Here is a 26879-nt window from a genome sequence, read left to right on the forward strand (position 1 = left end):
ACCGCCCCCGTCGCCTCCGCCCCCTCCGACACCCCCACTGCCTCCGACACCCCCGCCCCGTCGCGCCGCTCGAGCGCCCTGCGCACCGCCGCGATCTGGACCGCCTCCGCCGTCCTCGTCGGCCTGGTCGCCCTCGCCCTCCTCTTCCACTCCGCCGGCGGACGCTGGTTCATCGTGCAGACGCCCTCGATGGGCACCTTCGCCCCGGTCGGCACGCTCGTCCTCACCGCCCCCACCGCGATCGAGGACGTCCGGGTCGGCGACGTCGTCAGCTTCCACCCCTCCACGACCCCGGACGAGACCTACACCCACCGCGTGGTCGACCTGGCCGCCGACGGCACGCTGGTCACCCAGGGCGACATCAACGGAGCGGTCGACCCGTGGGCCACCGGCCCCGACCAGCTGATCGGAGCCGTCACCACGTCGCTCCCCGGCCTCGGCTGGCTCGCGAAGGGGCTCCCGCTCCTGCTCGCCGGCGCCGTCCTGGTGCAGCTGCTCACCCGCCTGCTGCCCTCGCCCACGCACCGCGCGGCGATGCGGATGCTCGGACTGTCGCTCGTCGCCTCGATCACCGTGTTCCTCCTCCGCCCGTTCGTCGGCCTGGTGGTCCTCGAGGCCACCGTCGAGAACGGGTACACCGACGCCACGCTGGTCTCGACCGGCCTCCTCCCGATCCGCGTCAGCGCCGAGGGAGCCGCTCCGCTCGATCTCGTCTCGGGCGAGGTCGGCCGGCTCCGCGTCCCGGCGAACGAGCAGGACTGGTACAGCGTCTCCTCCGCTCTGCACCTGCCGTTCTGGGGCTGGGTCGTGTTCGCACTGCTCTGCGCGCTGCCCCTGATCTACACGCTCGTGATCGGTCTGCCCGCGGCGACCGAGCGCACCGGGGAGCACGGTCGCCGCGCCGCCGGGAAGGAGGCGGCCCGATGAGCCGCCACCGCGTCGCCCGGATCCCGCTGCTCGCGCGCCTCCGCGCCGCCCTCGCGCAGCCGCGGAAGGCCACCGCGGCCGTCGCCGCCGCCGCGCTCGCCGGGGCGCTGCTGCTCACCCCCGCCACCTCCGGCGCCTACACCGCGTCGATCCTCAACTCGACCAACACGGTCGGCAGCTCCGCCGCGTTCTTCACCTGCGACTCGGCCTTCGCGGCCGACAGGAGCAGCGCCCTCTTCGCCTACACCCTCGGGCAGGCCTCCAACTCGGCGACCGCCCCCGATGTCGTCACCGGCACCGCCAACCGCGCCGGCACCTACCGCAACGGCATGGTCAGCTCACCCACGACGCCCAAGGCGTGCCCGCGCGACCCCGGCGGCTCGTGGCAGCTCGCCGCCTCGAGCAGCCAGCACATGACCACGCCGCTGCAGATCACCAACCCCACCACGTTCAGCACCGAGATCTGGTTCAAGACCACCGTCGCCGGCGGGAAGCTGTTCTCCTTCGGCGCCTCGCAGACGGCCGGCGGCAGCCAGTACGACCGGCACACCTACATCGGCGCCAACGGCAAGCTGATGTTCGGCATCTACAACAACGGCGTCGAAGCGATCACGAGCCCCGGCGTCGTCAACGACGGAGCCTGGCACCACGTGGTCTCGACCCTGTCCCCCACGACCGGGCTGAGCCTCTGGCTCGACGGCCAGCGCGTCGCCTCGAACACGGCCTTCCGGAACCCGGAGAACACCACCGGCTACTGGAAGATCGGCGGCGACACGCTCGGCGGCTCCTGGACGAACGTCGGTGCCGCCTACTTCACCGGCAGCCTGCGGTACGCCGCCGTCTACTCGACGGTCCTCACGCAGGCCCAGATCCAGAACCACTACGACGCCGGGCGCTGAGCCCGGGCGCGAGTCGTCAGGACAGGCCGACGCCGATCAGCGGAGGCAGGATCAGCGCCGACAGCTGCACGATCACCCCGTTGGCCCCGGCCCCGAGGGCGATCGCGGCCAGCACCTTCGGGAGTCCGCGGCGCGAGACGCCGACGACGCCCAGGATCGCGGTGAGGGCCGCGAGGATCAGCTGCCCGATCCCGATCACCACGAACACCGCTCCGATGTCGGTGGCACCGAGCCCGTTGCGGTAGGCGAGCACCGGCACGATCGTCGTCAGGCACACCTGGACGATCTGCGTGACGGTCAGCAGCACGGCGAGGACGAAGGCGATCACGCCGGGGACGTTGCGGCGGCGGGGTGCAGGAGCGGTGGAGGTCACGGGCCGAGCCTAGAGGGGCCCCGGAGGGCGCCGTGTACCCTTGTCCGTTTCGACGAGAGGGTTCCACCATGTCCGAGTCACCGGTCACGACCGGCTCCGCCCGGCCCACGGAGCGCCTGGCGCCCTGGGTCTTCTGGCCCGCCGCCGCACTGATCCTCGCGATCGTCGCCTTCGCTCTGCTCGCACCCGGCACCGCGACGGCGGTGTTCTCCTCCCTCCAGACCACGGTGGTCGACACCTTCAGCTGGTACTACGTGCTCCTCGCCGCCGCGTTCGTGGCCTTCGCGATCTGGATGGGCGTCAGCCGCTTCGGCGACATCAAGCTCGGCAAGGACGACGACGAGCCCGAGTTCTCGATGCTCGCGTGGATCTCCCTCCTCTTCGCCGCCGGCATGGGCATCGGCCTCGTCTTCTACGGAGTCGCCGAGCCGCTGAACCACTTCTCGAACCCGCGGCCCGGAGTGACGGGCACCGAGCAGCAGCTCGCGCAGAGCGCCCTGTCGCAGACCTACCTGCACTGGGGCGTGCACGCCTGGTCGATCTACGTCGTGGTCGGCCTCGCCCTCGCCTACGCGATCCACCGCCGAGGGCGCCCCGTCTCGATCCGCTGGGCGCTCGAGCCGCTGCTGGGCCGTCGCGTGCGCGGAGGCTGGGGCAACGCGATCGACGTGGTCGCGCTGATCGGCACGGTCTTCGGAGTCGCGACCTCGCTCGGCCTCGGCGTCACGCAGATCTCGGCCGGGCTCGAGGCGGTGGGGATCGTCGAGTCCTCGCTCACCGTCCAGCTCGTCGTGATCGCCGTGGTCATCGGCCTCACGATCCTCTCGCTCGTCTCCGGCGTCGGGCGCGGCATGAAGTGGCTCTCGACCGGGAATCTGATCCTCGCGGGCGCCCTGCTGCTGTTCGTGCTGTTCGCCGGCCCGACCCAGTTCCTCCTGCGCGAGTTCGTGCAGTCGATCGGCAACTACCTGCAGAACTTCCTCGGCCTCTCCTTCACCGTCAGCGCCTTCGCGGGAGCGGACGGCGAGGCCTGGCAGGGCACCTGGACCACGTTCTACTGGGGCTGGTGGATGTCGTGGGCGCCGTTCGTCGGCATCTTCATCGCCCGCGTCTCGAAGGGCCGCACGGTGCGCGAATTCGTCGCCGGGGTACTCCTGGTGCCGACGATCATGACGTTCCTCTGGTTCAGCGTGCTCGGCGGCACGGCCCTGTACCGCGAGCTGTACGGCTCGGGCGGGCTGGTCGGAGCGGACGGCTCCGTCGACTCGAACCTCGCGCTCTTCCAGATGCTGGCGGACCTGCCGGGAGGCGTCGTCGTGACGTTCGGCGCGATCCTCCTGATCGGCGTCTTCTTCGTCACCTCGGCCGACTCCGGCGCCCTGGTGATGGCCATGATCGCGACCGGCGGCTCCGTCGAGCCGAAGAACCCGATCCGCGTCTTCTTCGCCCTGGCGACGGCGCTGCTCGCGATCGCGCTGCTGATCGCGGGCGGCCTCGACGCGCTGCAGACGGCGGCGATCCTGTCGGCGCTGCCGTTCAGCGTGGTGATGATCCTGATGTGCGTCGCGACGGTGATCGCGTTCGGCCGCGAGCTGCGCGCCTACGACAGGGCCCGGCGTGCGGCGTTCGTCGGCGACATCGGCCGCTTCTACGGGCTGGAGGTGGAGGAGCCGACGGAGCGGGAGCCGGTGCCGCTGCTGCAGCGCGTGCTGCGGCGCGGGCGCTGACCCCAGCGCTGACCCCTCCGTCGTCGACCCCTCGCGCACGCCCGCACCCGGGCCCTAGCGTGGAGGGATGGCACTGACGCTCCCGGAACCCCGGCTCCCCTCCCTCCTCGACTCCCCCGTTCTGAAGTGGGGGATCCTGGCCCCGGGCGGCATCGCCACGAGCTTCGTCACCGCGCTGCGGAAGCACACGCGCCAGGAGGTCGTGGCGGTCGGGTCGCGCTCACTCGAGCGCGCGCAGGAGTTCGCGACCCGCTTCGGCATCGCCCGGGCCTGGGCCGGCTACGAGGCGGTCGTGAACGACCCCGAGGTCGACGTCGTCTACATCGCCTCCCCGCACTCGGAGCACGCGCGGCAGGCGCTGCTCGCCATCGCCGCGGGCAAGCACATCCTGGTCGAGAAGCCGTTCGCGCCGACTCCGGGCGAGGCCGAGATGATCGTGCACGCCGCGCGCGACGCCGGCGTCTTCGCCATGGAGGCGATGTGGATGCGCTACCTCCCGCACATGGACGTCGTGCGCCGCCTGATGGAGGACGGCGCGGTCGGCGCGCCCGCCCTGGTCTCGGCCGACTTCGGCGCGGCGTTCCCGTTCGACCCGACGAGCCGCATCTTCGACCCCGCGCTGGCGGGCGGCGGACTGCTCGACGTCGGCGTCTACGCGTCCTCGTTCGTCTCGATGGTCGCCGGCACCCCGCAGAGCACCGTCGTGTCGGGAGGGCTGACCGAGACCGGAGTCGACGCGACCGCCACGATCGTCGGCCGCCACGCGGGCGGCGTGCAGTCGCTCGCGACCTCGACCGTGCTGGCCGACACCCTGCAGGCCGCGAGCGTCGCGGGCAGCGAGGGCCGGATCGACGTGCACCCGGCCTTCTGGCGACCGGGCGGAGTGACGCTCACGCGCGGGGACGACTCCGGCACCTGGCTCGACGAGTCGCCGCTGCGCGACGGCGAGGGTCTGGCCTGGGAGGCCGTGCACCTGGCGACCTACCTGGCCGAGGGACGTACGGAGTCGCCGCTGCACCCGCTCGACGAGGTCGTGCAGGTCGTGCGGACGCTCGACGACGCCCGGCGCCGCATCGGGGTGTCGGTCTAGGCGGGCGTCAGTCGGCCGGCAACTCGACGCGGAACGCGGTGCGGCCGGGCTCCGCGTCGACGAGCACGCGTCCGCCGTGGGCGTCGACGACCGCGGCCACGATCGCGAGGCCGAGGCCGGTCGAGCCGGTCGTCCGGGCGCGCGACGAGTCGCCGCGCGCGAAGCGCTCGAACAGCACGGGCACGAGCTCCGGAGCGATGCCCGGGCCGGAGTCGGTGACCGTGACGACCGCGATCGGCCGGCCGGCCGGGTCGCGCTCCTCGGCGAGCGCCGCCACCACCCGTGTGCCGGCGGGCGTGTGCACCGACGCGTTCCGCAGCAGGTTCGCGACCACCTGGTGCAGTCGGAAGCCGTCGCCGCGGATCTCGACCGGCTCCTCCGGCAGGTCGAGGTCCCAGTCGTGGTCCGGGCCGGCGACGTGCGCGTCCGAGACCGCCTCGATCAGCAGCATCGTCAGGTCCACCGGCTCCTTCTCGAGGTCGCGGCCCTCGTCGAGCCGCGCGAGGAGAAGGAGGTCCTCGACGAGCGAGGTCATGCGGGTGGCGGCCGACTCGATGCGGTCGAGGGAGTGGGCGGCCGTCTCGGGCAGCTCCGATCCGGAGCGGCGGGGCAGCTCGGCGTAGCCGCGGATCGCGGCGAGGGGCGTGCGCAGCTCGTGCGAGGCGTCGGCGACGAACTGCCGCACCTTGTTCTCGCTCGCCTCGCGGGCCTGCAGCGCCCCGGTGACGTGGTCGAGCATCCGGTTGAAGGCGGCGCCCACCCGGCCGACCTCGGTGCGGGTGTCGGCGTCCTCCTCCGGGACCCGCTCGACCAGCTCGACCTGGCCGCGCTCGAGCGGCAGCTCGGCGACGCGCGTGGCGGTCGCCTCCACCCGGTCCAGCGGCCGCAGCGCGACCCGGATGATCGCGGTCGCGATCAGCGCGACGAGCAGCATCGCGAGCAGCGTGATCGCGACCACCACTCCGGTCAGCGAGCTCAGCACCTCCGTCGTCTCGCCCAGCGGCACACCGACGACGACCACGGAGCCGTCCACGACGGCCGCCTGCGTGCGGTACTCCCCGAGGACCCCGCCCAGATCGACCGTCGTCTCGGCCCCGCCTGCGGCGATGGACTGCGCGAGCACCGAGTCCGGCTGCTCCGCGAACTCGCGGCAGTCCCCGTCCGCGTCGATGTAGGCGCCGACGAACGAGCCGTCGGCGTTCTGCACGGCCGTGATGGTGCTGAGGTTCTGGTTCGGGCCGCCGAACGAGCCGCTCGGGCAGGTCGTGGCGCGTTCGATGGCCGAGGGCCCGGCGAACTGCCCGGGGCCGTCGAACTCCTGCAGCCGCGTCAGGGACTGGGAGAGCTGCGCGTCGGTGCTCTCGTAGAGGATCCCCCGGAGCGACAGCACGCTGACCGCGCCGACGACCCCCGCGGTGATCGCGACCATCAGGACGACGGCGAGGACCATCCGGCGCCGCAGCGTCCACGGCGCACGCCCGCCGGAGCGCCGCGATCGGGAGCCGCGCAGGGCCGAGCGGGTCGCGAAGTCGCCGAAGCCGGGGCGGGCCACTAGTCGGCGGGCTTCAGCAGGTAGCCGGCGCCGCGCACCGTGTGGATCATCGGCGCGCGTCCGGCGTCGATCTTCTTGCGGAGGTAGGAGATGTAGATCTCGACCACGCTCGACTTGCCGCCGAAGTCGTACGACCAGACCCGGTCGAGGATCTGCGCCTTGCTCAGCACCCGGCGCGGGTTCCGCATCAGGAAGCGCAGCAGCTCGAACTCGGTGGCGGTGAGCTCGATCTCGGTGTCCCCGCGGCGCACCTCGTGGCTGTCCTCGTCGAGCACCAGGTCGCCCACGATCACGCGCGGGTCGTCGACGTCGTTCGCGAGCAGGGTGCTGCGGCGGATGAGGCCGCGCATCCGGGCCACGAGCTCCTCGAGCGAGAACGGCTTGGTGACGTAGTCGTCGCCGCCGGCGGTGAGACCGGCGATGCGGTCGTCGAGCGCGTCCTTCGCGGTGAGGAAGAGCACGGGCGTCTGGCTGCCGTCGGCGCGCACCCGCTGCAGCACCTGCAGTCCGTCGATGTCGGGCAGCATCACGTCGAGCACGATCACGTCGGGGCGGAACTCGCGGGCGATCGTGATCGCCGAGCGGCCCTCGGCCGCGGTGCGCACCTCCCAGCCCTCGTAGCGCAGCGCCATCTGGAGCAGGTCGGTGAGGGTGCTCTCGTCATCGACGACGAGGACGCGGATCGGGGATCCGTCGGCGCGCGTGAGGCGGGTGCGCTGCGCGGGGGCGAGGTGCTTCGAGGGGGCGGGCATGACTCCCAGTATCGGGAGAAGCCTATGAGGACGCTATGGGCGGTCGATGCGGTCGCTGTGCGCATCCGCCGGCTGCTCGGGCTCCTCCACCGCTGCCGAGCGGGCGTAGCCGCGGACCCGGCGGTCGACGAAGGTCGCGAACCACAGCAGCACGCCGATCACGAGGAGCACCGCCGCGATCTCGTACTGCGCGATGTCGCGCCCGGAGGTGATCGGCAGCACCAGGTAGACGCAGGCGATCGCGCCGAGCACCGGCAGCACCGTGGGCGTCCGGAAGTGCTGGTGGTCCACCGGCTGCCGCCGCAGCACGAGGACCGAGACGTTCACCACGGCGAAGACCGCGAGGAGCAGGAGCGACGTGGTGCCGCCGAGCAGGACCGCGATCGGGTTCTGCGGGTCGCGCGACACGTACGCGGTGAGCAGCAGCGCGATGACCGTGGTGAACAGGATCGCCGCCCACGGGGTCCGGCGCCCCGGGAGCACGTTCTTCAGGAACGGCGGCAGCACGCCCTGCTTGCTCATGCCGTAGAGCAGGCGGCTCGCCATCATCATGTTGATCAGGGCGCTGTTGGCGACCGCGAACAGCGAGATGAACGGCAGCAGGGTCGAGATCGGGAAGTCGGGCGCGGCGGTCTCGACGACCGTGACGAGCGGAGTGTCGTTGCCGGCCAGCTCGCCCACCGGCACGATCGCGACCGCGAGGGTCGAGACGAGGATGTAGACCACCGCGGTGATGCCGAGCCCGGTGAGCATGACCTTCGGGAAGATGCGGCTGGGCTCCTTGGTCTCCTCGGCCATGTTCACCGAGTCCTCGAAGCCGACCATCGCGAAGAACGCGAGCGAGGTGGCCGTGCTCACCGCGAGCAGCAGCGACTTGTCGCCCGACGTCTCGAACGCGACGACCCGGGAGAAGTCGGCCTGCCCGCCGAACACGGCGAAGAAGCAGACGAAGATCACGAGCAGCAGGCCCGAGAGCTCGATGAGGGTCAGGACCACGTTCAGGCCCACGCTCTCGGCCACGCCGCGGAGGTTCACGAGCGCGATCAGCACCATGAAGACCAGCGCGATCGTGATCTTGACGCCGGCCCCCTCCCCCAGGCCGAAGCCGATGGCGAAGTTGCTCGCGAACGCTCCGGAGGCGGCCGACGCCGAGGTGATGCCGCTCGCCATCACCGTGAAGCAGACCAGGAAGGTGACGAAGTGGATGCCGAACGCCTTGTGGGCGTAGAGCGCGGCTCCCGCCGCCTGCGGGAACTTCGTCACGAGCTCGAGGTACGAGCAGGCGGTGAGGGTGGCGACGACGAAGGCGATCAGGAACGGCAGCCAGGCCGCTCCGCCCACCTCGGCGGCGACCTGACCGGTGAGGGCGTAGATGCCGGTGCCGAGGATGTCCCCGACGACGAACAGGAGGAGGAGCTTGGGTCCGAGGACCCGCTTCAGCTCCGGCGGTGCGGTCGTGCTCTCGCGTGTCGCAGTCATGATCGGCGCCTCCGTCGGCTCGTTCCGGTTGAGCGCGAGCCTAGGACCGCGACGGCGCGCGGGGGAAGGGCGAGGAGCTAGGCGCAGATCCCGACGAAGAGGCCACCGGAGGCGACCACGCCGGACATCCCGATCGAGGCGGAGTCGTTCGCGGCAGCGGAGTCGGTGTATCCGGCGGGCAGGCTCGTCACGGCCACGGTGAAGTCCGACTCCGCGAAGATCCCCGACACCTTCCAGAGATCGATCGTCAGGACGGGGGTGTCGGCTGAGACCGTCAGCGGACGGGACGCGCGACCGGGGCCGAGGCGGCCGATGACGGCGCCCGTGGTGCTCAGCGTGACGAGGGGGAGGGCGCTGCCGGTGATCGTCAGGACGGTGCCGGCGAGGATCACTCCGCCGTTCGCCTCTGTGATCGTGAACCGCGGGACCTTGCCGGAGAGGCAGGTCACGGTCACGACGAGGTCGAACGGGGGTGCCGACGCGGCGGCCGCCGGAGTGGCGACGGCCACGGCGACGACCGGGACGCTCCAGAGAGCGGAGGTGGCGAGGAAGCGGCGGGACAGGGTGTTCTCGGGCACGGGCTGCCTTTCGACGGGGGCGGGACGGGGTGGCGGCGTCGACGACGCGTCTCCCGGAAAAGTAGGAGCGGCGGAGACGCAGGCGACGTCCCGCGCCAGATCGTGAGGGAGCCTCGGTGGGGCTATCCTGCGGCGCCCACACGCACGGAGGAGCCGGTGCAGCGGCGCGGGACGTCGTGTGCGACCCGACTCACTCCCCGCTCGCTCCCTCGATCGACGGGCCGCGTGCGTCGAGAAGTGGCGCGGAATCCCGCTTCGCGCACGACCCTCCGGGGCGATCACCGGCTCATAGCCGTGGCACAGCCGGTCGAGACGCCGCGCAGAACCGCCGTCCCTACGGTCGGGCATCGAGCGGACGACTCCGCTGCGCGCCCCGTCCCGGGGCATTCCACCTCGACCAGAAGGACACGATGTTCACCACCTACCTCCGCAGGGAGTTCACGAACCGGCGACGGCAGACGGTCGTCGTCGCCGCGGGTCTCGCGCTCGCCATCGCCCTCGTGATCCTCGTCACCTCGTTCGCCGCGGGGGTGCGGACCGCGCAGGCGTCCGTCCTCGGCTCCGTCTACGGGGTCGGCACCGACATCACCGTCACGCAGGCCGCGACCGCGCCGGCCGAGGGCGGGGCCGGCGGCCAGCGCTTCGACTTCGGCGGGGACGACGGCACCACCGACGGCGGCACCACCTCGGTCAGCCGGTCGCGCCTGGAGGTCGACCGCGGGACCACCGCGTTCGACGCCTCGGCCCTCGACACGGCCCTCGGGGTCGACGGCGTGCAGACGGCGATCGGCGTGCTCTCGCTCACGAGCACCACGTTCAGCGGCGAGATGCCGGACCGGTCGCAGACCGCGGCGCCCGGCGAGGCTCCGACCGGGGGCGCAGGCGGCTCCTCCTTCGGCGTCGACTCGTTCTCGGTGCTCGGCCTCGACCCCACGGGCAGTGCGATCGGCCCGCTCGCCGACGTCGTCCTCACCGATGGGCGCACCTTCACCGCCGCGGACGCGGGGCAGGACGTCGTCGTGCTCGACTCCTCCTACGCCACCGCGGCGGCCCTGTCGGTCGGCTCGACCCTCGAGATCGGCGGCACCGCGTTCACCGTGATCGGCGTCGTCACGACCGACTCCCCCGACGCGAGCACCGCCTACGACACCTACGTCCCGCTCGACGTCGCGCAGACGCTCTCGGGCGAGACCGGGATGATCTCCTCGGTCTACGTCCAGGCCGCGTCCTCCGAGGACATCGCGGGGATTAAGGCCGATCTCGAGGCCGCGCTGCCCGACAGCACCGTCTCAACGCAGGCCGACCTCGCCTCCTCCGTCTCGGGCTCGCTGTCGACGGCCGGCGACCTCGTCGCGGACCTCGGCACCTGGCTCTCGCTGCTGGTCCTGGCCGCCGCGTTCCTGATCGCGACGCTCTTCACGATCTCGGGCGTCACCCGCCGCACCCGCGAGTTCGGCACCCTGAAGGCGATCGGCTGGTCGAACGGCCGCGTCGTGCGCCAGGTCGCGGGCGAATCGGTCGTGCAGGGCCTGATCGGAGGCGCCGCCGGCATCGCGATCGGCCTCCTCGGCATCACGATCGTGAACGCCGTCGCGCCCACCCTGTCGGGCACCTCCGCCTCGACGTCCGCGGGCGGCCCCGGAGGAGGGTTCGGCCCGGGAGCACCGGTGGCGGCCACGGAGGTCGCGCTCTCGCTCCCGGTCACGATCCCGGTGATCCTCCTCGCCGTCGGCCTCGCGGTCCTCGGCGGACTGCTCGCCGGCACGATCGGCGGCTGGCGGGCCGCGCGCCTGCGCCCCGCCGCGGCGCTCCGCTCGGTCGGCTGACCGAGCATCCCCTCCGATCTCTCCCACCAGAAGGACGACATGTACACCCTCACGAACGTCACCAAGAGCTACTCCGGCGCGAAGACCGCGGTCACCGCGCTGAAGGACGTCACCCTCACCATCCCGGACGGCCAGATGGTCGCGATCCAGGGGCCGACGGGCGGCGGCAAGTCGACGCTGCTCCAGATGCTCGGCGCGCTCGACCGGCCCACCTCGGGCACGGTCGTCCTCGGCGAGCACGAGATCTCCTCCGTCCGCGATCGCCGGCTCGCCGCGGTGCGGGCGACCGAGGTGGGGATCGTGTTCCAGAGCTTCAACCTGATCCCGACGCTCACCGCCCTCGAGAACGTCGAGACGGCCCTCGCACCGCAGCGGATGCCCGCCGCCGAGCGGACGGAGCGCTCCCGCGAGGCCCTCGCCTCCGTCGGACTCGCCGACCGCGGCGAGCACCTCCCGGCCCAGCTGTCGGGCGGGCAGCAGCAGCGGGTCGCGATCGCCCGCGCCCTGGTCAAGAGGCCCCGGGTGCTGCTCGCCGACGAGCCGACCGGCGCCCTCGACGAGGACACCCGCGACGACATCATGACCCTGCTCGAGACGCTCTGGACCGAGCGCGGGCTGACGCTCGTGATCGTGACGCACGACTCCGCCGTGGCCCGCCGCGCTCAGCGTCGGCTGCACCTGAAGGGGGGCCGGGTGACCGAGGCGGCGTGAACGGAACGTCGGCTGAGAGCGGTCGTCGGACACGATGGTCGCCGAGGGCCGTTCTCAGCCGATGCTCCGTTCGGCGGAGGCGCGTGTCAGATCGCGCGGGCCCGGAGGAACGCGAGTGCCCGCGTCCACGAGTCGGCCGCCGCCTCCGGGACGTAGGTGCCCTCGTTCGAGTCGTTGAAGAAGGCGTGGCCCGCCCCCGGGTAGACGATCACCTCGACGTCCTCCCCGGCCGTCGCCTCGCGGATCCGGGGCACCTGGGCGACGAGCGGCGCATCCTGATCGCCGACGAAGGCCAGCACGCCCACCTCGAGGGCCGCGAGCTCCTCGTCGGACGCCGTGACGTGCCCGTAGAAGGGGACGGCCGCCGCGAGTCGCCGCTCGGCGAGCGCCAGCGCCCAGCTGAACGTGCCGCCGTAGCAGAAGCCGGTGACCGAGACGCTCGTCACTCCGTCCTCGCTCAGCAGGCGGGTGACGAGCGCGCGGAGGATCGCGACGCTCCGTGCCGCGTGCTCGGGAGTGAACACCGGCGCGAAGAAGGTGCGCAGCTCGACCTGCCGCGGCAGCCGCCGCACGGGGTGGTCGTAGTCGGCCCGCTGCTCGGTGTCGAGCTGCTCGAGCAGCCCGCTGTCGGCGAGCAGCTCGGGGGCGACGACGCGGAACCCCTCGGCCGCGTAGCGGTCGGCGACCGAGCGGATGTGCCCGTCCACTCCCCACACCTCGTGGATCAGGATGAGGGCCCGCTCGCCCTCCCCGCTGCGGTACAGCGGGACGTCGTGGTCGGCCAGGGTCCAGGTCTCGTCGCTCGTGGGCATCCCCGCACGATAGCCGTGCGCCCCGGGAGGGGGACGCGTGCTTCCTGAGCGGTGGGAGCCTCCGCCGATGGTGCGGCCCGTCTGGGGGAGGCCCAACCCGATTAATGCTCCGATCGGAAAGAGGACGATAAAGGCTACGTAGATTCGAGGCAATCCCCTTTCCTCGAGATCCTGCGGAGTTCTCTTGCCTTTCTCGTTCTCTGCGCGCGCAGCCCCCACTGCCGCGTCCTCCTCACACCGATTCCGATTCGGCGCTCTCGCCGTCGCACTGGTCTCTCTTCTGGCCGTCGGCGGGATGGCGCAACCGGCTTCCGCAGCAATTCTCCAACCCACTCCGACCACCCCGATAAGGGTGCAGGAAAGCAGTGCCGATCTCACCTATTCGGGTTCCTGGCGCGATATGTCGGGCGGTGACAGCGGCGGCGGTATCGCCTATCTCAACAGCGAGGGCTGGGTGCAGTTCAAATTCACCGGCACCGCGTTCCGCTGGATCAGCCGCACCGGAGTGACCTCGGGGATCGCGAACGTCTACCTCGACGGCAAGCTCCTGACCGAGGTCGACCGCTACTCGTCGTCGACGCAGTACCAGGTGCCGGTCCTCACCAGGATCGGGCTCCCGGACCAGGTGCACACCGTGAAGATCGCCTACACCGGCGAGAAGAACCCTGCGGCGACCGATGCGAATCTGATCATCGACGCGTTCGAGCTCGGCCGGGAGGCCTCGTCCACGGAGCCGAGCCCCTCCCCCACGCCGACCGCGACGGCCACGCCGACGGCGACTCCGACCGCCACTCCGCGCCCGACCTCGACTCCGACGGCGCCGCCCACTCCGACCCCCACGGCCGACTTCGCGCCCAGCGGCACCGACCCGCTGCGAGTCGAGGGCAGCCACTGGAAGCTCGACTACTCCGGAGACTGGCGCACCATGACCGGCGGTGACAGCGGAGGGACGATCGAGTACCTGAACGGCGCCGGCAATGTGCAGTTCACCTTCGCCGGGACCTCGTTCCGCTGGCTCAGCCGCACCACCCCCACCTCCGGGATCGCGGACGTGTCCATCGACGGCAAGGTCGTCGCCTCCGTCGACCGCTACAGCTCCACCACGAAGTACCAGGTGCCGGTGTTCGAGCGCTCGGACCTGGCCGACACGGTCCACACGGTCAAGATCGCCTACACCGGGCGGAAGAACTGGGCGTCCAGCGACAAGAACCTGATCATCGACGCGTTCGAGCTGGCCGGCGACGGCCTGGCCGTCGGTGGAGTGCAGGCGTTCCCCCTCGTGGACGGCTACGTCCTCGGCTGGAACGCGCCGTTCTCCTCCGACGTCGTCTCCTACGACGTGCACCGCTCCTCCGGCTCCGGCGACGAGACGATCGCGACGGTCGCCGATCCGGTCCGTCAGTACCGCGACGAGGACGCGGCCCTCGGCGTGGCCCACTCCTACTGGATCACCGCCCGCGACAGCGACGGCCGCAGGTCCACGGTCACCGCGCCGACCACTGTCACCGGTGAGCAGATGAGCACGCGGGCCGCGCTGCAGGCCGCCTCGGACTGCCCGACTCCGACGAAGACCGTGCGCACCGCCTCGGAGCTGAACAGCGCCCTCGTCGGCGCCCGCCCCGGGCAGGTCATCCGCATGGCGGACGGTCTGTACACCGGCGCCTTCAACCTGCGCTCGATCCCCGACAGCGCCGCGGGGGTCTGGCTGTGCGGCTCCCCGAACGCGGTGCTCTCCACCGGCAGCACGGGCTCCGGCATCGCCCTGACCCTCAAGGACGTTCACAACGTGCACCTCGTCGGCTTCTCGGTGCGCAACGCGTTCCAGGGCGTCCACGTGCTCGCGAGCTCGGAGGTCCGGATCGCGGATCTGACGGTCTCCGAGATCGGCTACGAGGGTGTGCACTTCCGCAACCAGACCGTGGACTCGCTCATCGTGGGCTCGACGATCAGCCGCACGGGACTCGTCACCGCGAAGTACGGCGAGGGCGTCTACGTCGGCACCTCCGACCGCAACTGGTGCGAGTACAACGGCTGCGCCCCGGACAAGTCGAACCGCAACCTGGTGATCGACAACGTCATCCGCGACACGGGCGCCGAGCCCATCGAGGCGAAGGAGGGGACGTGGGACGGTCACATCATCGGCAACGTCGTCGCCCGCGGCTCGCGGATCTCGACCGACGTGCTGTCGCTGACGATGGTCTCCGGCAACGGATGGACGGCCGCCGGGAACACCCTGTCCAACCCGCGGATGTACGGAATTCAGGTGATCACGCGTGAAGACGGATCGGGCAACAAGAACCTCGTCACGGCGAATCACGTCGCGAATTCCCCCGCCTATCCGGTCTATCTGCACAATCCTTCGGACTGGTCGACCTGGGGCAATACAGCCTCGTGCTCGAATTCCGGCAAGGACCCGGTGAGCAATTCCGACTGCACGAGATAGTCGGGCTTCTGGATCGATGCCGATGAATCGGTCGGACATCCGGCTCGATCGGCTTTCCGGGACGACGTGGAAGGGAGGGCGCGCGGTGAACGCGCCCTCCCTTCCCCCTGTCCCCTCGCCCTTGAGAGCGCGGGCGGATCAGGGCCGCGCGACCGTCCCGCGCACCGTGCGCAGGAACGCCCGGAGGTCCTCGATGAGGAGCTCCGGTTCCTCGAGCGCCGCGAAGTGGCCCCCGCGATCCTCGACATCCGTCCAGCGGACGATCGTGTTCGACCGCTCGTCGACGCTGCGGATCCCGATGTCGTGCTGGAACTGGAGCGACGCGGTCGGCACACCGGAGTTCTCGGGCGTCACTCCCCAGCCCCCGCCCTGCGCGTAGCCGACGAAGGCGGAGGAGCCTGCCGAGCGGGTGTACCAGTAGAGGGAGACGTCGGCCAGGACGAAGTCGAGACCGAGGACGTCCGCGGCCGAGGCCTCCTGCGGCACCGACCAGGCCGTGAGCTTGTCGAGGATCCACGCCATCAGCCCTGCGGGCGAGTCGGCGAGCGCCGCACCGATCAGGCCCGGCCGGGTGGACTGGATCGCGATGTATCCCGCCTCGTCCCGCAGGAACCGCTCGATGCGCGCCACGCGGTCGCGCTCGAGCGGAGAGAGGGCTGCGACGGCGTCCTCGTCGAGCCCCGTGGCGAAGTCGACGGCGCCGTTGACGTGCACACCCACCACGCGGTCCGGCGCGACGCGGCCGAGCTCCGGAGCGACTCCCGCGCCCACGTCGCCGCCCTGCACCGCGAACCGGTCGTAGCCCAGGCGGTCCATCAGCTCGGCGAGGACCTCGGCGATCCTCGTCGCGCCCCAGTCCGAGCCGACCAGCGGTGTCGAGAACCCGAAGCCGGGCAGGCTCGGGACGACGACGCTCACCGCGTCGTCGCGGTCCCCGCCGTGCCGCTCCGGGTCGGTGAGCGGCTCGATCAGCGCGCGGAACTCCAGGAACGAGCCCGGCCATCCGTGCAGCAGGAGCACCGGCAGGGCGCCCTCGACCGGGGAGACGACGTGGATGAAGTGGAGGGTCTGCCCGTCGATCACGGTCGTGAACTGCGGCAGCGCGTTCAGGTCCGCCTCGTAGGCGCGCCAGTCGAACCGGCGCCAGTGCTCGAGCATCGAGGCGAGCACGGACTCGGGCACGCCTGTCGCCCAGTCGTCGCCGGGGAGCGGCGACGGGGGCCGACGGGAGGTCAGGCGGGCGCGGAGATCGGCGATCTCGGCGTCGGGGATCGAGAGGCGGAACGGCTGGACCGGGTCGCTCGGCTGCATGCGTCCAGGGTGACGGAGGGCGGCGCCGACGGCAACGGGTCGGGATCGGCGAGCGTTGCGAGCGGACCGAAGAGTTCACCCGGCCCTGCATCGTCGTTCACCCACTCGGACCTCCGACAGGAGTCTGCTGAGGGCGTGCCCCTTCTTGGGGCCCCCTCACCCTTCAAGGAGACCACGACGTGACACGACTGCTCCGCTCCGCGACCCGCGGACGCTCCGCGCTGGCCCTCTCGGCCGCCGCACTGATCTGCGGAGCGGCACTCGCCGCTCCGAGCATCGCCACCGCGGCGGGCACCCCCGATCTCAGCGCCACGGGCGGCGCCGCACGGATCTCGCCGGTCGACGCCGACCTCTCGGACACCCTCCGCGCGGAGGTGGAGGCTCAGGACGCGAAGAACGTCATCCTCCTCATCGGCGACGGCATGGGCGACTCCGAGATCACCGTCGCCCGCAACTACCAGTACGGCGCTGCGGGCCGCTTCCCCGGCATCGACGCTCTGCCGATCACGGGCCAGTACACGACGTACTCGCTCTACCGCGCGGACGACCCCGCGACCGGAGCCGTCAAGGGCGCGCCGGACTACGTCCCCGACTCGGCCGCCACCGGCAGCGCCTGGGCCACCGGGACCAAGACGTACGACAACGCGATCTCGGTCGACATCGACCAGAACCGCAAGGACACCCTCCTCGAGGTCGCCAAGGCGAACGGCCTGAAGACCGGCAACGTCACCACTGCCGAGATCCAGGACGCCACCCCCGCCGTCCAGGCGGCGCACGTCGACGCCCGCAGCTGCTACGGACCCGACAGCGTCAGCTGCGGGAACGACGCGCTCGAGAACGGCGGGCTCGGCTCGATCAGCGAGCAGATCCTCGACACCCGCGCCGACCTGACCCTCGGCGGAGGGTCCGCGAGCTTCGCGCAGTCCGCGAAGGCGGGCGACTGGGCCGGCGAGACCCTCTTCGAGCAGGCGGCCGACCGCGGCTACCAGGTGCTGGGCGACGCCACGACCGCCGGCACCGCCGGTCAGCTCGACGCGCTCACGGTCGCCGATCAGGACGCGCCCGTGCTGGGCCTGTTCAACTCCGGCAACCTGCCCGTGCGGTACGCGCCGACCCCCGCGACCGTCGGAGGCGCCGACGCCGCCCCGCAGACGTGCGCGGTCAATCCGGACCGCCCCGCCGAGCAGCCCACGCTCCGCGCGATGACCGAGAAGGCGATCGACCTGCTCGACACGTCGGACGCCGGCTTCTTCCTCCAGGTCGAGGGCGCGAGCATCGACAAGCAGGACCACGCCGCCAACGCGTGCGGCCAGATCGGCGAGACCGTCGACCTCGACGAGGCCGTCCAGGCCGCGCTCGCGTTCGCGAAGGCCGACGGGAACACGCTCGTCATCGTGACCGCCGATCACGCCCACTCGAGCCAGATCGTCGACTCCACCCCTCCGACCTCGCTCAGCACCGCGCTGACGACCGCCGACGGCAGCACCATGAAGGTGTCCTACGGCACCGCGGCCGAGGGCGGCTCCCAGCAGCACACCGGCTCGCAGCTGCGCATCGCGGCGTACGGACCGGGCGCGGCGAACGTGGCCGGTCTCACCGATCAGACCGACACGTTCTTCACGATCTCGAACGCACTGGGCCTGGACCGCGACATCCGCTCGATGAGCTTCGGCGCCACCGCCGAGCTGTCGGGCAGCTCGTTCGCACCCGGAGCCGAGATCGTCCTGACCGCGGAAGGCTTCCGGGGCGACACCCAGCTGATCGGATCGGCTCCGCTGTTCACCGATCGGACGAAGACGCGCGAGCTGATCGACGGCGGCCTGACCTACACCGGGAAGGCACCGAGCACCCCCGGCGACTACTCGGTGACCGTCACCGGCGACCAGACCGGCAAGGCCGTCACCCTCCCGTTCACCGTGACCGCACCCTCGCAGAGCGACACGTCGATCAGGGACCGGGCCGAGGGCATCGCCGGCGATCTGCTCGACAGGATCCGCGACCGCTGATCACGAGGATCCGCAACCGCTGATCACTGCGGAACGGCACGGGATGCGCCCCTCCTCGGGGCCTCCCGTGCCGTTCCGCGTCGAGGACCGCGATCGATGCGCTGGGGGCGTCTGCAACCGAGGTCGGGAGGCGGCGCGGACGCCGAGAAGGCGCGCTCGGCCCGTCTCCGCCTCGGTTGCGAACGGTCCGGCCTGCAGACGTGAGGCTGGACGCGTCGATTCCGGCGGGAACCTGCGAGCCACCGCGTCGAGGACCCGACAGCCCCTAGCCCGTGCGCCCGTACCCCCCTAGGTTGGGGGAACCCGCCACGCACCACCGAGTTCCACCGGAGGAACGCCATGGACACGACACCCCGTCTCCGCCGGATCGCGCTCGCGCTGGTCGCGGTCGTCTCGCTCACAGCGGCGGGTGCCGCTCCGGCGTCCGCTCTGGACAGGCCGGTCTTCCCGCGGGACGGACTGCCATCGCTCGGGGACGTCCGCGACGCCCTCGGCGGGCCGGTCGTCTCGCCCTCGACCTCGGTCGGGTACGGCGGCGCCGTCTCGTCCGTCGACGCCCGCGCGAGCCGCGCGGGACTCGAGGTGCTCAAGCGCGGCGGGAACGCCGCCGACGCCGCGGTCGCGACCGCCTCCGCCCTCGGCGTGACCGAGCCCTACAGCGCCGGCATCGGCGGCGGCGGCTACTTCGTCTACTTCGACGCCGCCTCCGGCGAGGTGAGCACGATCGACGGGCGCGAGACCGCGCCGGCGGGCATCACGCCCGATGCCTTCCTCGACCCGGCGACGGGTGCGCCCTACACGTTCACGCCCGACCTCGTCTCGTCGGGCGTCGCGGTCGGAGTCCCGGGAACGGTCGCGACGTGGGACACCGCGGTCGACCGGTTCGGCACCCTGCCGCTCCCGGTCGTGCTCGCGCCGTCCATCGCGCTGGCCGCCAAGGGCTTCCCGGTCGACGAGACCTTCCGCAACCAGACGCTCGACAACCTCGAGCGGTTCCAGGCGTTCCCCGACACGGCGGAGCTGTTCCTCCCCGGCGGCGACGCCCCGAAGGTCGGCAGCACCTTCCGCAACCTCGACCTCGCGAAGACGTTGACGCGCATCGCGGCGCAGGGTCCGAGCGCGTTCTACGAGGGACCGCTGGCCGCGGAGATCGCCGACACGGTCCAGAACCCCCGCGTCGCCCCGGACTCCGCCCTGCCCGCTCCGGCCGGTTCGCTCACCGCGGCCGACCTCGCCGCCTACTCCGTCCTCGAGCAGGCGCCCACCCGCGTCTCCTACCGCGGACTCGACGTCTACGGCATGGCGCCCTCCTCCTCCGGCGGCATCGCGGTCGGCGAGGCGCTGAACATCCTCGAGAACCACGACCTCGGCGCCGAGAGCACCGGCGGCGCCCTGCACCTCTACCTCGAGGCGTCGGCCCGCGCGTTCGCCGATCGCGGCGCCTACGTCGGCGACCCCGCCTTCACCGACGTGCCGACCGACACGCTGCTCAGCCAGGAGTTCGCGGACGCCCGCGACTGCACGATCGACCCGACGACGGCCTCCGTCCGCCCGGTCGCTCCCGGCGCGCTCGACGGGTCCGGATGCGCGACCGCCGTCTCCGAGGAGCAGGCCGACACCGAGAACATCTCGACCACCCACCTCTCCGTCGTCGACAAGTGGGGCAACGCCGCCTCCTACACGCTGACGATCGAGCAGACCGGCGGCTCGGCCATGACGGTCCCCGGACGCGGCTTCCTCCTCAACAACGAGCTCACCGACTTCTCCCCCGTCTTCGTCGACGGCGACCCGAACCGGATCGAGCCGGGCAAGCGCCCGCGCTCGTCGATGTCGCCGACCATCGTGCTCGACGACGGCAGGGTGAAGTTCGTCGTCGGCTCGCCGGGCGGATCGACGATCATCACGACCGTGCTCCAGACGCTGGTCAACCGCATCGACCTCGGCATGACGCTCCCGGAGGCGGTGGCCGCTCCCCGGGCCTCGCAGCGCAACGCGGCGGCGACCACGGCCGAGCCCGGCTTCATCGAGGCCTACGCCGACGACCTCGCACCCTTCGGCCAGCAGTTGACCCCCTCGGGCGACTCGTTCACCTCGGCCGCCGAGATCGGAGCCGTGGCCGCGATCGAGGTCGACTCCTCCGGCCGCATGACCGCGGTCGCCGAACCGGAGCGTCGCGGTGGCGGCACGGGACTCGTGGTCGATCCGGAGGAGTGACGCGAGGCGGGCGCCCGGCCCGCGTGCTCGCTCAGCTCGTCCCGCGACGACCCCGGCGGCGCCAGAGTGCGCGCAGCCGCTCCAGCTGCCGATCGGTGAAGTCGTTCGAGAGGGCGAAGGCCTCGGCTCCCGGGTCGGCTCCGTCGTCCACGTTCCGGATGGCGCGCAGCGCGCGCTCCGCCTGGGCGCGCGCCTCGTCGGAGGGCGGCGGGGTCGTGTCCATGCCGTCCACCCTAGGTTCGGCTCGGGCTCCCGCCCCTCCGCTCTCGAGAACGAGCCGTTCCGGCACAGAGAGCGTGGACACCTCACTCCGTGTGAGCCCGGAGAAGAGAGGAGCGGCACATGCAGCGGACAGTCGGCGGGGTCGTCATCACCGTCACTCACAGGACGACCGATCACGCGAGACGGACGGCCGCGGGGCCGATCCAGCTGTGGTCCCTCACCCTGTCCGGTCCGGACATCGACTGCTCCGCGACGATCGGAGTCGTCGGCCGCTCCACGGAGGCGGATGACGACGTGTTCGCGACCCTCGTCGACATCGCCCTGCTGCAGTACGTCTCGGCGGGCGCACACGGCGACCCGCTCGCGGCTCCTGAGGTCTCGGAGTGGAAGCGGACGCACGACGCGGAGCTGCGCCGACTGGTGAGCACGCTCAGGAGCAGGGGTGATGGCCTGACTCCCTGACGAGCGACGACCTGCGTCGGCTCGCGGTCACTTCACAGTGAAGTCGTATCAGGGTGAAGCTAGTGTCGGACGAGGAGGCCCGCCCGCTCCGCTCCCGCTCCGGAAGGCCCACCATGCCCGCTCCTGCTCACCGCCCTCCTCGCGTCCTCGTCACCGGCGCCAGCATCGCCGGCCCGACGCTCGCCTGGGGGCTCGCCCGATCCGGCTTCGACGTCGTGCTCCTCGAGCGCTCGAGCGAGCCCCGCGAGACGGGGCAGAACATCGACGTGCGCGGGCTGGGCCGGGACGTCCTGCGCCGGATGGAGCTCGAGGACGTCGTCCTGCGGAGCACCACCGGTGAAGAGGGCACCCGGTTCGTCGACGAGTCGGGCCGCGCCTACGCGGTCTTCCCGAAGGAGGAAGGTCGGGACGGTCCGACCGCGGAGGTCGAGATCCTCCGCGGCCGGTTCGCCGCGATCCTCGTCGACGCCGTGCCGGCGGAGGTGGAGCTCCGCTACGGCGACTTCGTCACGGGCGCCGATCAGGACGCCGAGGGAGTGGACGTCGCCTTCGAGAGCGGAGCACGCGAGCGGTTCGACCTGATGCTCGTGGCCGAGGGCCGCAGCTCCCGCACTCGGCGGCTCCTCTTCGCCGACGAGACGCGACTGCGCGATTTCGGCGTGAGCATCACCTACGGAACCCTCGACCGTCACTCGGACGACGTCGACACGTGGGACTGGTACACGGCGGACCGAGGTCGCGTGGCGTCCGTCCGGCCCGACAACGAAGGGACCATCCGCGCGAGCATGTCCTTCGAATCCGAGCCGTTCGGGTTCGAGAGCCTGCCCACCGACGTCCAGCTGTCGATCCTCCGGGAGCGGTTCCGCGGAGCCGGCTGGCGGACCCAGCGGATCCTCGCCGGATTCGCGGCGCGACCCGACGAGTTCTACACGCAGCGGATGGAGCAGGTCGTGATGTCGACCTGGAGCAGAGGCCGGATCGCCCTGGTCGGCGACGCGGCGTGGGGATCGGGGCCGACGGGGATGGGGACCACGCTCTCCCTCGTCGGCGCGCACGTCCTGGCCGGCGAGCTGGCCGCGCATCCGCGAGACCACGCCCAGGCGTTCGGCCGCTACGAGCGGCTCCTGCGGCGCTACGCGGACAGTGCGCAGGGCCTCCCCCGCGGCGGCGCACGACTGCTGCACCCGACGTCGACGACAGGGGTCCGCGCCGTGCGCGCCGCGCACCGCCTGGCCGCCTCCGGTCCCGTGCGCCGGTTCTTCTCGTCGAACCTGCTGACGAGCGAGAAGAACGTCCCGCGTCTCGCCGACTACCCCACGCTGCGCGCGTGACGATCGACGCCCGCCCGCTTCCTGCTCCGCTGAGAGGATCTCCCGTGCCGTCACCGAGGACCGAGGTGCTCGAGGCCCTGCACCTGTACGCCGTCCGCTACCAGGAGTCGGCCCACCGACTCGCCGGCTGGATGGAGCTGCCCACCATCGACGGGACCGCGCTGGGCGAGATCGTCTGGGCCGAGAGCGCGGGGGCGCCCCTCTCCCCGACCCGGCTGTCGGAGCGCATCGGCCTGACGACCGGAGCCGCCAACGCCCTCCTGACCCGGCTGGAGGGTCGCGGGCTCGTCGCCCGCACCCGCGAGAGCAGCGATCGCCGACTCGTGACGGTCCGGGCGACGGACGACGCCCACCGTCGCCTCGAACCGTTCCTGGCGAGCTCCGCGAGCAGGCTCGAGGAGGCGCTCGACGACTACGACGACGACAGTCTGGACACGATCCGCGCGTTCCTCGTCCGATTCGCCGGAGTGCTTCCCGCGGGGTGACCCGGACGGTGGGAGGGACGTGCGGTGACGCGAACCGATCGGATCAGCGCGCCGTCGACGCCAGGAATGCCTCGAGCGACTGCGGGGCGGCTCCGGTCACGGTCTCGACGGCGTCGCTGACGGCGGCCATGCCGCCGCTCGCGACGGCGGTGTAGGTGCTCACCCAGGCGTCGACCTGCCAGTCGGGGGCGCCGTAGACGGCGCGCGAGGCGTAGGCCTCCTCGAGGCTCTCGTCGTGGAACGAGACCTCGCGGCCGCGGACCCGGGCGATCGTCGCCGCGATCTCGGCGAAGCTCAGGGCCTCCGGACCGGTGAGGTCGTAGGTCCGTCCGGCGTGCGCGGAGGGGTCGCGCAGCACGGCGACCGCGGTGCGGGCCACGTCGGCGCGGGTCACGATCGCGACGCGGCCGCCGCCTCCTGGGCCGCGGATCACTCCGTCCTCGCCCACCAGCGCCTCCATGAAGTCGATGTAGAAACTGTCGCGCAGGAACGTCCACGCCATGCCGGACGCCCGGATGTGCTCCTCCGTCGCCCCGTGATCGCGCGCGAGGGTGAAGACCGCGTCGGGGGCGGCGGCGATGAACGACGTGTAGACGATGTGCCGGACACCGGCGGCGGCCGCGGCGTCGACGAAGGTGCGGTGCTGGTCGAGGCGGTCGGCGCTCTCGGACGCGGACACCATGAAGAGGGTCTCGACGCCGGTGAGGGCCTCGATCGAGGCGGGCCGGTCGCTGTAGCTGAAGGGATGCACGGTGCTGCCGGACAGCCGCGGGGCCTTCGCGGGGGTGCGGGCGAGCAGCCGCTGGGCGACGCCGTCGGCGGCGTGCGCGCGCGCGACGGAGCCGCCGAGGACGCCGGTGACGCCCGTCACGGCGAGGGTGGGGAGGGTGGTCATGAGAGGTCCTCTCCCTCGCTGCCCACGGGGCGCAACGGCCCGGCCTCCCGGGCGCACATCCCGTCGAAGGCGAGCTGCAGGTACCGCCGCCAGGCCGACGGATCGGAGTCGAGCAGGGGCGCCGCGGTGTAGTACACGCCGCAGATCAGCAGCATGACGTCCTCGCCGTTCAGGTCGGGGCGGAGCGACCCCTCCCGCTGAGCTCGACGCACGAGCGCCTCCGCCGCCCCGATCAGCCGCTCCCACCGGGGTCGCGTCTCCGGGTGCTGACGATCGGGCATCGTGCCCAGAGCCTGCACGAAGGCTCGCGACCTGGTCGCGTAGAGGTCCACGCCGGCGCTCATGAACTGCAGCAGGGCGGCGTCGGGATCGGCGTTCTCCGCCTGTCGACGACCGACCTCCGCGAGCTCCTCCATCTCCTCGCCGATGATCGCGGCGAGCAGGTCCTCCTTCGTCGGGAAGTGGCGGAAGACGGTGCCCTTCCCGATGCCCGCCCGCGCCGCGATCTCGGCGATGGAGCCGTCCGCGCCGCGATCGGCGAACACGTCCGAGGCGGCCTTCAGCAGAGCCGCGCGGGTCCGCACGGCATCGGCTCGCATCGGACGGGGTGGCGCGGTCGCGGAGGGTCCACTGCTCATGGGACCAGTCTACGCAACATGACCGACCGGTCATCTTGCTGCTACGGTTGCTAACCTGACCCAGCGGTCCGGTTGTGATGTCTCGTCGCGATCGGCCCGCTTCCCCACAGACACGAGGAGACCCCATGATCACGACACTCGGCTTCATCGGCAGCGGCACCATCGGCGGGATCCTGGCCCGCCACGCCGTCGCAGCAGGCATCGACGTCGTCCTGAGCAATTCCCGCGGCCCCGGATCGCTCGCCGACCTCGTCGCGGAACTCGGGCCCCGCGCCCGAGCAGCCACTCCCGCAGAGGCCGCCGAGGCCGGGGACCTCGTGGTGGTGAGCATCCCGTTCGGCGCGTACGAGACGCTCCCGACGGCGCAGCTGGCCGGCAGGACCGTGATCGACACGCTGAACTACTACCCCGAGCGTGACGGGCGCATCGCCGAGCTCGACGGCAACGAGCTGACCTCCAGCGAGCTGCTGCAGCGCCACCTGGCCGGCTCGAGGGTCGTGAAGGCGGCCGGCAACATCGTCTCGAGCCAGCTCGCCGCCCTGGCCCGCCCGTCGGGAGCGCCGGACCGCAGCGGCATGCCGATCGCGGGCGACGACGCCTCCGCCAAGGCCGAGGTCGCCGCACTGCTCGACGACCTCGGCTACGACGCCGTGGACATCGGCACGCTCGCCGACAGCTGGCGCAGCGAACCGGGCACCCCCGTCTACGGCAAGGCCTACTACGGAGAGGTGCCCGCGGGCCTGAGCGACGACGAGACGATGGGATGGATCTTCTCGACCCCCGGCTCCCCGGTGCCCGCCGACCGGGTGAGGGAGTTGACCGTGGCAGCCGTCCGCGGCCGCGCGGGCGGGAGCCTCTCGATCGACGCCTGGACCTGATCCTCACTCCCGCGGCGGAGGGAGTGCCGGCCGGCGATCGCCGAGCACTCGCAGGCCGAGCACGGCCAGCACCGCCGCGAGCGCGCAGAGCACCGCGAGGAAGCCGACGGTCGCCGTCCAGCCGGCGGCATCGAGCACCGCGGCGCCCGCCCAGCCGAAGAGAGCGGTCCCGCTGAGCCACGAGAGCTGGTAGAGCGCGGTGGCCTGCGCGCGGCCGAGGCGAGCGCGGATCCCGGACTGCCCGCTCGCGACGGGATGCGCGGTGAAGCAGCCGATCGTGAAGACGACGAGACCGCCGACGACGCCGACGAGAGCGGGGATCAGCAGCAGGCCGAGCCCGAGGATCATGAGGGCGATCCCGGCGAGCACCGTGGGCAGGACGCCCCACCGCGTCGCCAGCACGCCGGACACGCGGCTCGCGAGCGTCCCGAAGACGTACGCGGCGAAGAGGAGTCCGACGAGCGGCGCCGGCACCGAGAACGGGGGCGCGAGGAGGTGGAAGCCGAGGAGGTTGTAGACGGCTCCGAAGGCGCCCATCAGCAGGAGCCCCTGCGCGTAGAGCCCCAGCATCACGGGGTCGCGCAGCTGGAGGGCGATCCGAGTGCGCAGCGGGTACCCGCTGGTCGCCCCGGGGTGGAAGCCCCGGGCGGGCGGCACGATCAGGAGGAAGGCGACGGTCGCCGCCGCCGCCGTTCCGGCCACGACGATCAGGGCCCAGCGCCAGCCCGCGATCTCGGCCAGAGGCCCCCCGAGCATCCGGCCGCAGATGCCCCCGAAGGTGTTGCCGGCGACGAGGACGCCCGCGGCCACCGCGACCCGGTTCGCGGCCAGCTCGTCGGCGAGGAACGCGACGCTGACCGCGGGGACGGCCCCCAGTGCCAGTCCGAGCGCGGCTCGCGCCGCGACCACCGTCTCGAAGGTCGGCATCGCCGGGGAGGCGAACGCGACGACGGTCGCCGCGACGAGGCTGATCCTCATCACCTCGACACGGCCGATCCTGTCGGCCACCCACGCCCACGGGAGCACGGAGACGGCGACGCCCAGGGTCGCGGCGGAGACCGTCAGCGCCGCCGTCGACGCCCCGATGCCGAAGTCCCGGCTGACGGCGGGCAGCATGGCCTGCATCCCGAAGATCTGGGCGAACACGGCGAACCCCGCCGCGAACATCCCGATCGAGATGCGGCGCGCCTCCGGAGCCCCGGCGCCGCCCCCGGCCGCCGCCGCCGTCACGGGCGGCGCGGCCGGAGGGCGGGAGCGAGCCGGTCGGC

General features: G+C 72.0%; 24 protein-coding genes. 13 read left to right on the forward strand and 11 right to left on the reverse strand.

Annotated features, from left to right (window positions below):
• Both ASF46_RS12735 and ASF46_RS12740 read left to right on the forward strand, forming a co-directional pair.
• The coding region (locus ASF46_RS12735) for a S26 family signal peptidase (RefSeq protein WP_056867925.1) at positions 1 to 927 on the forward strand (927 nt) is incomplete at its 5' end.
• Positions 924 to 1826, forward strand: a complete 903-nt coding sequence (locus ASF46_RS12740) for a LamG domain-containing protein (RefSeq protein ID WP_082485476.1) — start codon at positions 924 to 926, stop codon at positions 1824 to 1826. The genes ASF46_RS12735 and ASF46_RS12740, both read left to right, overlap by 4 nt.
• Positions 1827 to 1842: 16 nt before the next feature.
• Here the strand turns inward: ASF46_RS12740 and ASF46_RS12745 are convergent, their stop codons facing one another.
• On the reverse strand, positions 1843 to 2199 hold the full coding sequence (locus ASF46_RS12745) for a hypothetical protein (RefSeq protein WP_055790893.1): 357 nt from the start codon (positions 2197 to 2199) through the stop codon (positions 1843 to 1845).
• A 68-nt stretch (positions 2200 to 2267) separates the two neighbouring features.
• Between ASF46_RS12745 and ASF46_RS12750 the strand changes: the two genes are divergently transcribed.
• Entirely contained in the window at positions 2268 to 3926 is a 1659-nt protein-coding gene (locus ASF46_RS12750; protein ID WP_056867927.1) for a BCCT family transporter, read from the forward strand.
• Positions 3927 to 3993: 67 nt separating this feature from the next.
• Positions 3994 to 5016: a Gfo/Idh/MocA family protein gene (locus ASF46_RS12755; protein WP_056867928.1), complete on the forward strand. Its 1023-nt coding sequence runs from the start codon at positions 3994 to 3996 to the stop codon at positions 5014 to 5016.
• A 7-nt stretch (positions 5017 to 5023) separates the two neighbouring features.
• On the opposite strand, the gene ASF46_RS12760 is transcribed toward ASF46_RS12755, so the two are convergent.
• The 4 genes from ASF46_RS12760 to ASF46_RS12775 all read right to left on the reverse strand — a co-directional run bounded on the left by ASF46_RS12760 (position 5024) and on the right by ASF46_RS12775 (position 9377).
• Positions 5024 to 6568, reverse strand: coding sequence for a sensor histidine kinase (locus ASF46_RS12760; protein WP_235576946.1), 1545 nt, complete (start codon positions 6566 to 6568; stop codon positions 5024 to 5026).
• Positions 6568 to 7320, reverse strand: coding sequence for a response regulator transcription factor (locus ASF46_RS12765; protein ID WP_055790884.1), 753 nt, complete (start codon positions 7318 to 7320; stop codon positions 6568 to 6570). Before ASF46_RS12765 ends, ASF46_RS12760 begins: the two co-directional genes overlap by 1 nt.
• Positions 7321 to 7353: 33 nt before the next feature.
• On the reverse strand, positions 7354 to 8799 hold the full coding sequence (locus tag ASF46_RS12770; RefSeq protein ID WP_056867929.1) for an APC family permease: 1446 nt from the start codon (positions 8797 to 8799) through the stop codon (positions 7354 to 7356).
• A 77-nt stretch (positions 8800 to 8876) separates the two neighbouring features.
• Positions 8877 to 9377, reverse strand: a complete 501-nt coding sequence (locus ASF46_RS12775) for a hypothetical protein (protein ID WP_056867930.1) — start codon at positions 9375 to 9377, stop codon at positions 8877 to 8879.
• A gap of 410 nt (positions 9378 to 9787) precedes the next feature.
• Here ASF46_RS12775 and ASF46_RS12780 point away from each other — a divergent pair, with 410 nt between their 5' ends.
• Complete coding sequence (locus ASF46_RS12780; protein WP_056867931.1) at positions 9788 to 11203, forward strand: ABC transporter permease; 1416 nt, start codon at positions 9788 to 9790, stop codon at positions 11201 to 11203.
• Positions 11204 to 11242: 39 nt separating this feature from the next.
• Positions 11243 to 11914, forward strand: coding sequence for an ABC transporter ATP-binding protein (locus ASF46_RS12785; RefSeq protein ID WP_056867932.1), 672 nt, complete (start codon positions 11243 to 11245; stop codon positions 11912 to 11914).
• Positions 11915 to 12000: 86 nt separating this feature from the next.
• Here ASF46_RS12785 and ASF46_RS12790 read toward each other — a convergent pair whose 3' ends face one another.
• Positions 12001 to 12726, reverse strand: coding sequence for a dienelactone hydrolase family protein (locus ASF46_RS12790; protein ID WP_056867933.1), 726 nt, complete (start codon positions 12724 to 12726; stop codon positions 12001 to 12003).
• Positions 12727 to 13078: 352 nt separating this feature from the next.
• Between ASF46_RS12790 and ASF46_RS12795 the strand changes: the two genes are divergently transcribed.
• Positions 13079 to 15169 carry a right-handed parallel beta-helix repeat-containing protein gene (locus ASF46_RS12795; protein WP_157602499.1) on the forward strand — a complete coding sequence of 697 codons (2091 nt, stop codon included), beginning with the start codon at positions 13079 to 13081 and terminating at the stop codon, positions 15167 to 15169.
• 138 nt (positions 15170 to 15307) lie between these two features.
• Here the strand turns inward: ASF46_RS12795 and ASF46_RS12800 are convergent, their stop codons facing one another.
• Positions 15308 to 16480 carry an epoxide hydrolase family protein gene (locus tag ASF46_RS12800; RefSeq protein ID WP_056867935.1) on the reverse strand — a complete coding sequence of 391 codons (1173 nt, stop codon included), beginning with the start codon at positions 16478 to 16480 and terminating at the stop codon, positions 15308 to 15310.
• Positions 16481 to 16659: 179 nt separating this feature from the next.
• Between ASF46_RS12800 and phoA the strand changes: the two genes are divergently transcribed.
• Both phoA and ggt read left to right on the forward strand, forming a co-directional pair.
• Positions 16660 to 18486: an alkaline phosphatase gene (gene phoA, locus ASF46_RS12805; protein WP_235576947.1), complete on the forward strand. Its 1827-nt coding sequence runs from the start codon at positions 16660 to 16662 to the stop codon at positions 18484 to 18486.
• 339 nt (positions 18487 to 18825) lie between these two features.
• On the forward strand, positions 18826 to 20700 hold the full coding sequence (gene ggt, locus ASF46_RS12810) for a gamma-glutamyltransferase (RefSeq protein WP_056867936.1): 1875 nt from the start codon (positions 18826 to 18828) through the stop codon (positions 20698 to 20700).
• Between the two features lie 31 nt (positions 20701 to 20731).
• On the opposite strand, the gene ASF46_RS12815 is transcribed toward ggt, so the two are convergent.
• Positions 20732 to 20923 carry a hypothetical protein gene (locus tag ASF46_RS12815; RefSeq protein ID WP_157602502.1) on the reverse strand — a complete coding sequence of 64 codons (192 nt, stop codon included), beginning with the start codon at positions 20921 to 20923 and terminating at the stop codon, positions 20732 to 20734.
• A gap of 119 nt (positions 20924 to 21042) precedes the next feature.
• Here ASF46_RS12815 and ASF46_RS12820 point away from each other — a divergent pair, with 119 nt between their 5' ends.
• From ASF46_RS12820 to ASF46_RS12830, 3 genes are all read left to right on the forward strand, one after another.
• The gene (locus ASF46_RS12820; protein WP_056867938.1) at positions 21043 to 21384 is read left to right on the forward strand and encodes a hypothetical protein; all 342 of its coding nucleotides are present in this window, start codon (positions 21043 to 21045) and stop codon (positions 21382 to 21384) included.
• A 113-nt stretch (positions 21385 to 21497) separates the two neighbouring features.
• Positions 21498 to 22715, forward strand: coding sequence for an FAD-dependent monooxygenase (locus ASF46_RS12825; RefSeq protein ID WP_056867939.1), 1218 nt, complete (start codon positions 21498 to 21500; stop codon positions 22713 to 22715).
• Between the two features lie 44 nt (positions 22716 to 22759).
• Positions 22760 to 23200: a MarR family transcriptional regulator gene (locus ASF46_RS12830; protein WP_056867940.1), complete on the forward strand. Its 441-nt coding sequence runs from the start codon at positions 22760 to 22762 to the stop codon at positions 23198 to 23200.
• Between the two features lie 43 nt (positions 23201 to 23243).
• Here the strand turns inward: ASF46_RS12830 and ASF46_RS12835 are convergent, their stop codons facing one another.
• Together ASF46_RS12835 and ASF46_RS12840 are read right to left on the reverse strand one after the other, a co-directional pair.
• Positions 23244 to 24095, reverse strand: coding sequence for an SDR family oxidoreductase (locus ASF46_RS12835; RefSeq protein WP_056867941.1), 852 nt, complete (start codon positions 24093 to 24095; stop codon positions 23244 to 23246).
• On the reverse strand, positions 24092 to 24733 hold the full coding sequence (locus tag ASF46_RS12840) for a TetR/AcrR family transcriptional regulator (RefSeq protein WP_056867942.1): 642 nt from the start codon (positions 24731 to 24733) through the stop codon (positions 24092 to 24094). Before ASF46_RS12840 ends, ASF46_RS12835 begins: the two co-directional genes overlap by 4 nt.
• Before the next feature lie 125 nt (positions 24734 to 24858).
• Here ASF46_RS12840 and ASF46_RS12845 point away from each other — a divergent pair, with 125 nt between their 5' ends.
• Positions 24859 to 25611: an NADPH-dependent F420 reductase gene (locus tag ASF46_RS12845; protein WP_056867943.1), complete on the forward strand. Its 753-nt coding sequence runs from the start codon at positions 24859 to 24861 to the stop codon at positions 25609 to 25611.
• A gap of 3 nt (positions 25612 to 25614) precedes the next feature.
• Here the strand turns inward: ASF46_RS12845 and ASF46_RS12850 are convergent, their stop codons facing one another.
• A complete protein-coding gene (locus ASF46_RS12850; protein ID WP_056867944.1) occupies positions 25615 to 26841 on the reverse strand; it encodes an MFS transporter in 1227 nt (408 codons plus the stop codon).
• Positions 26842 to 26879 lie beyond the last annotated feature (38 nt).

It is taken from the genome of Rathayibacter sp. Leaf296, from assembly GCF_001423045.1.
In the GTDB taxonomy this organism is placed as follows: domain Bacteria; phylum Actinomycetota; class Actinomycetes; order Actinomycetales; family Microbacteriaceae; genus Rathayibacter; species Rathayibacter caricis.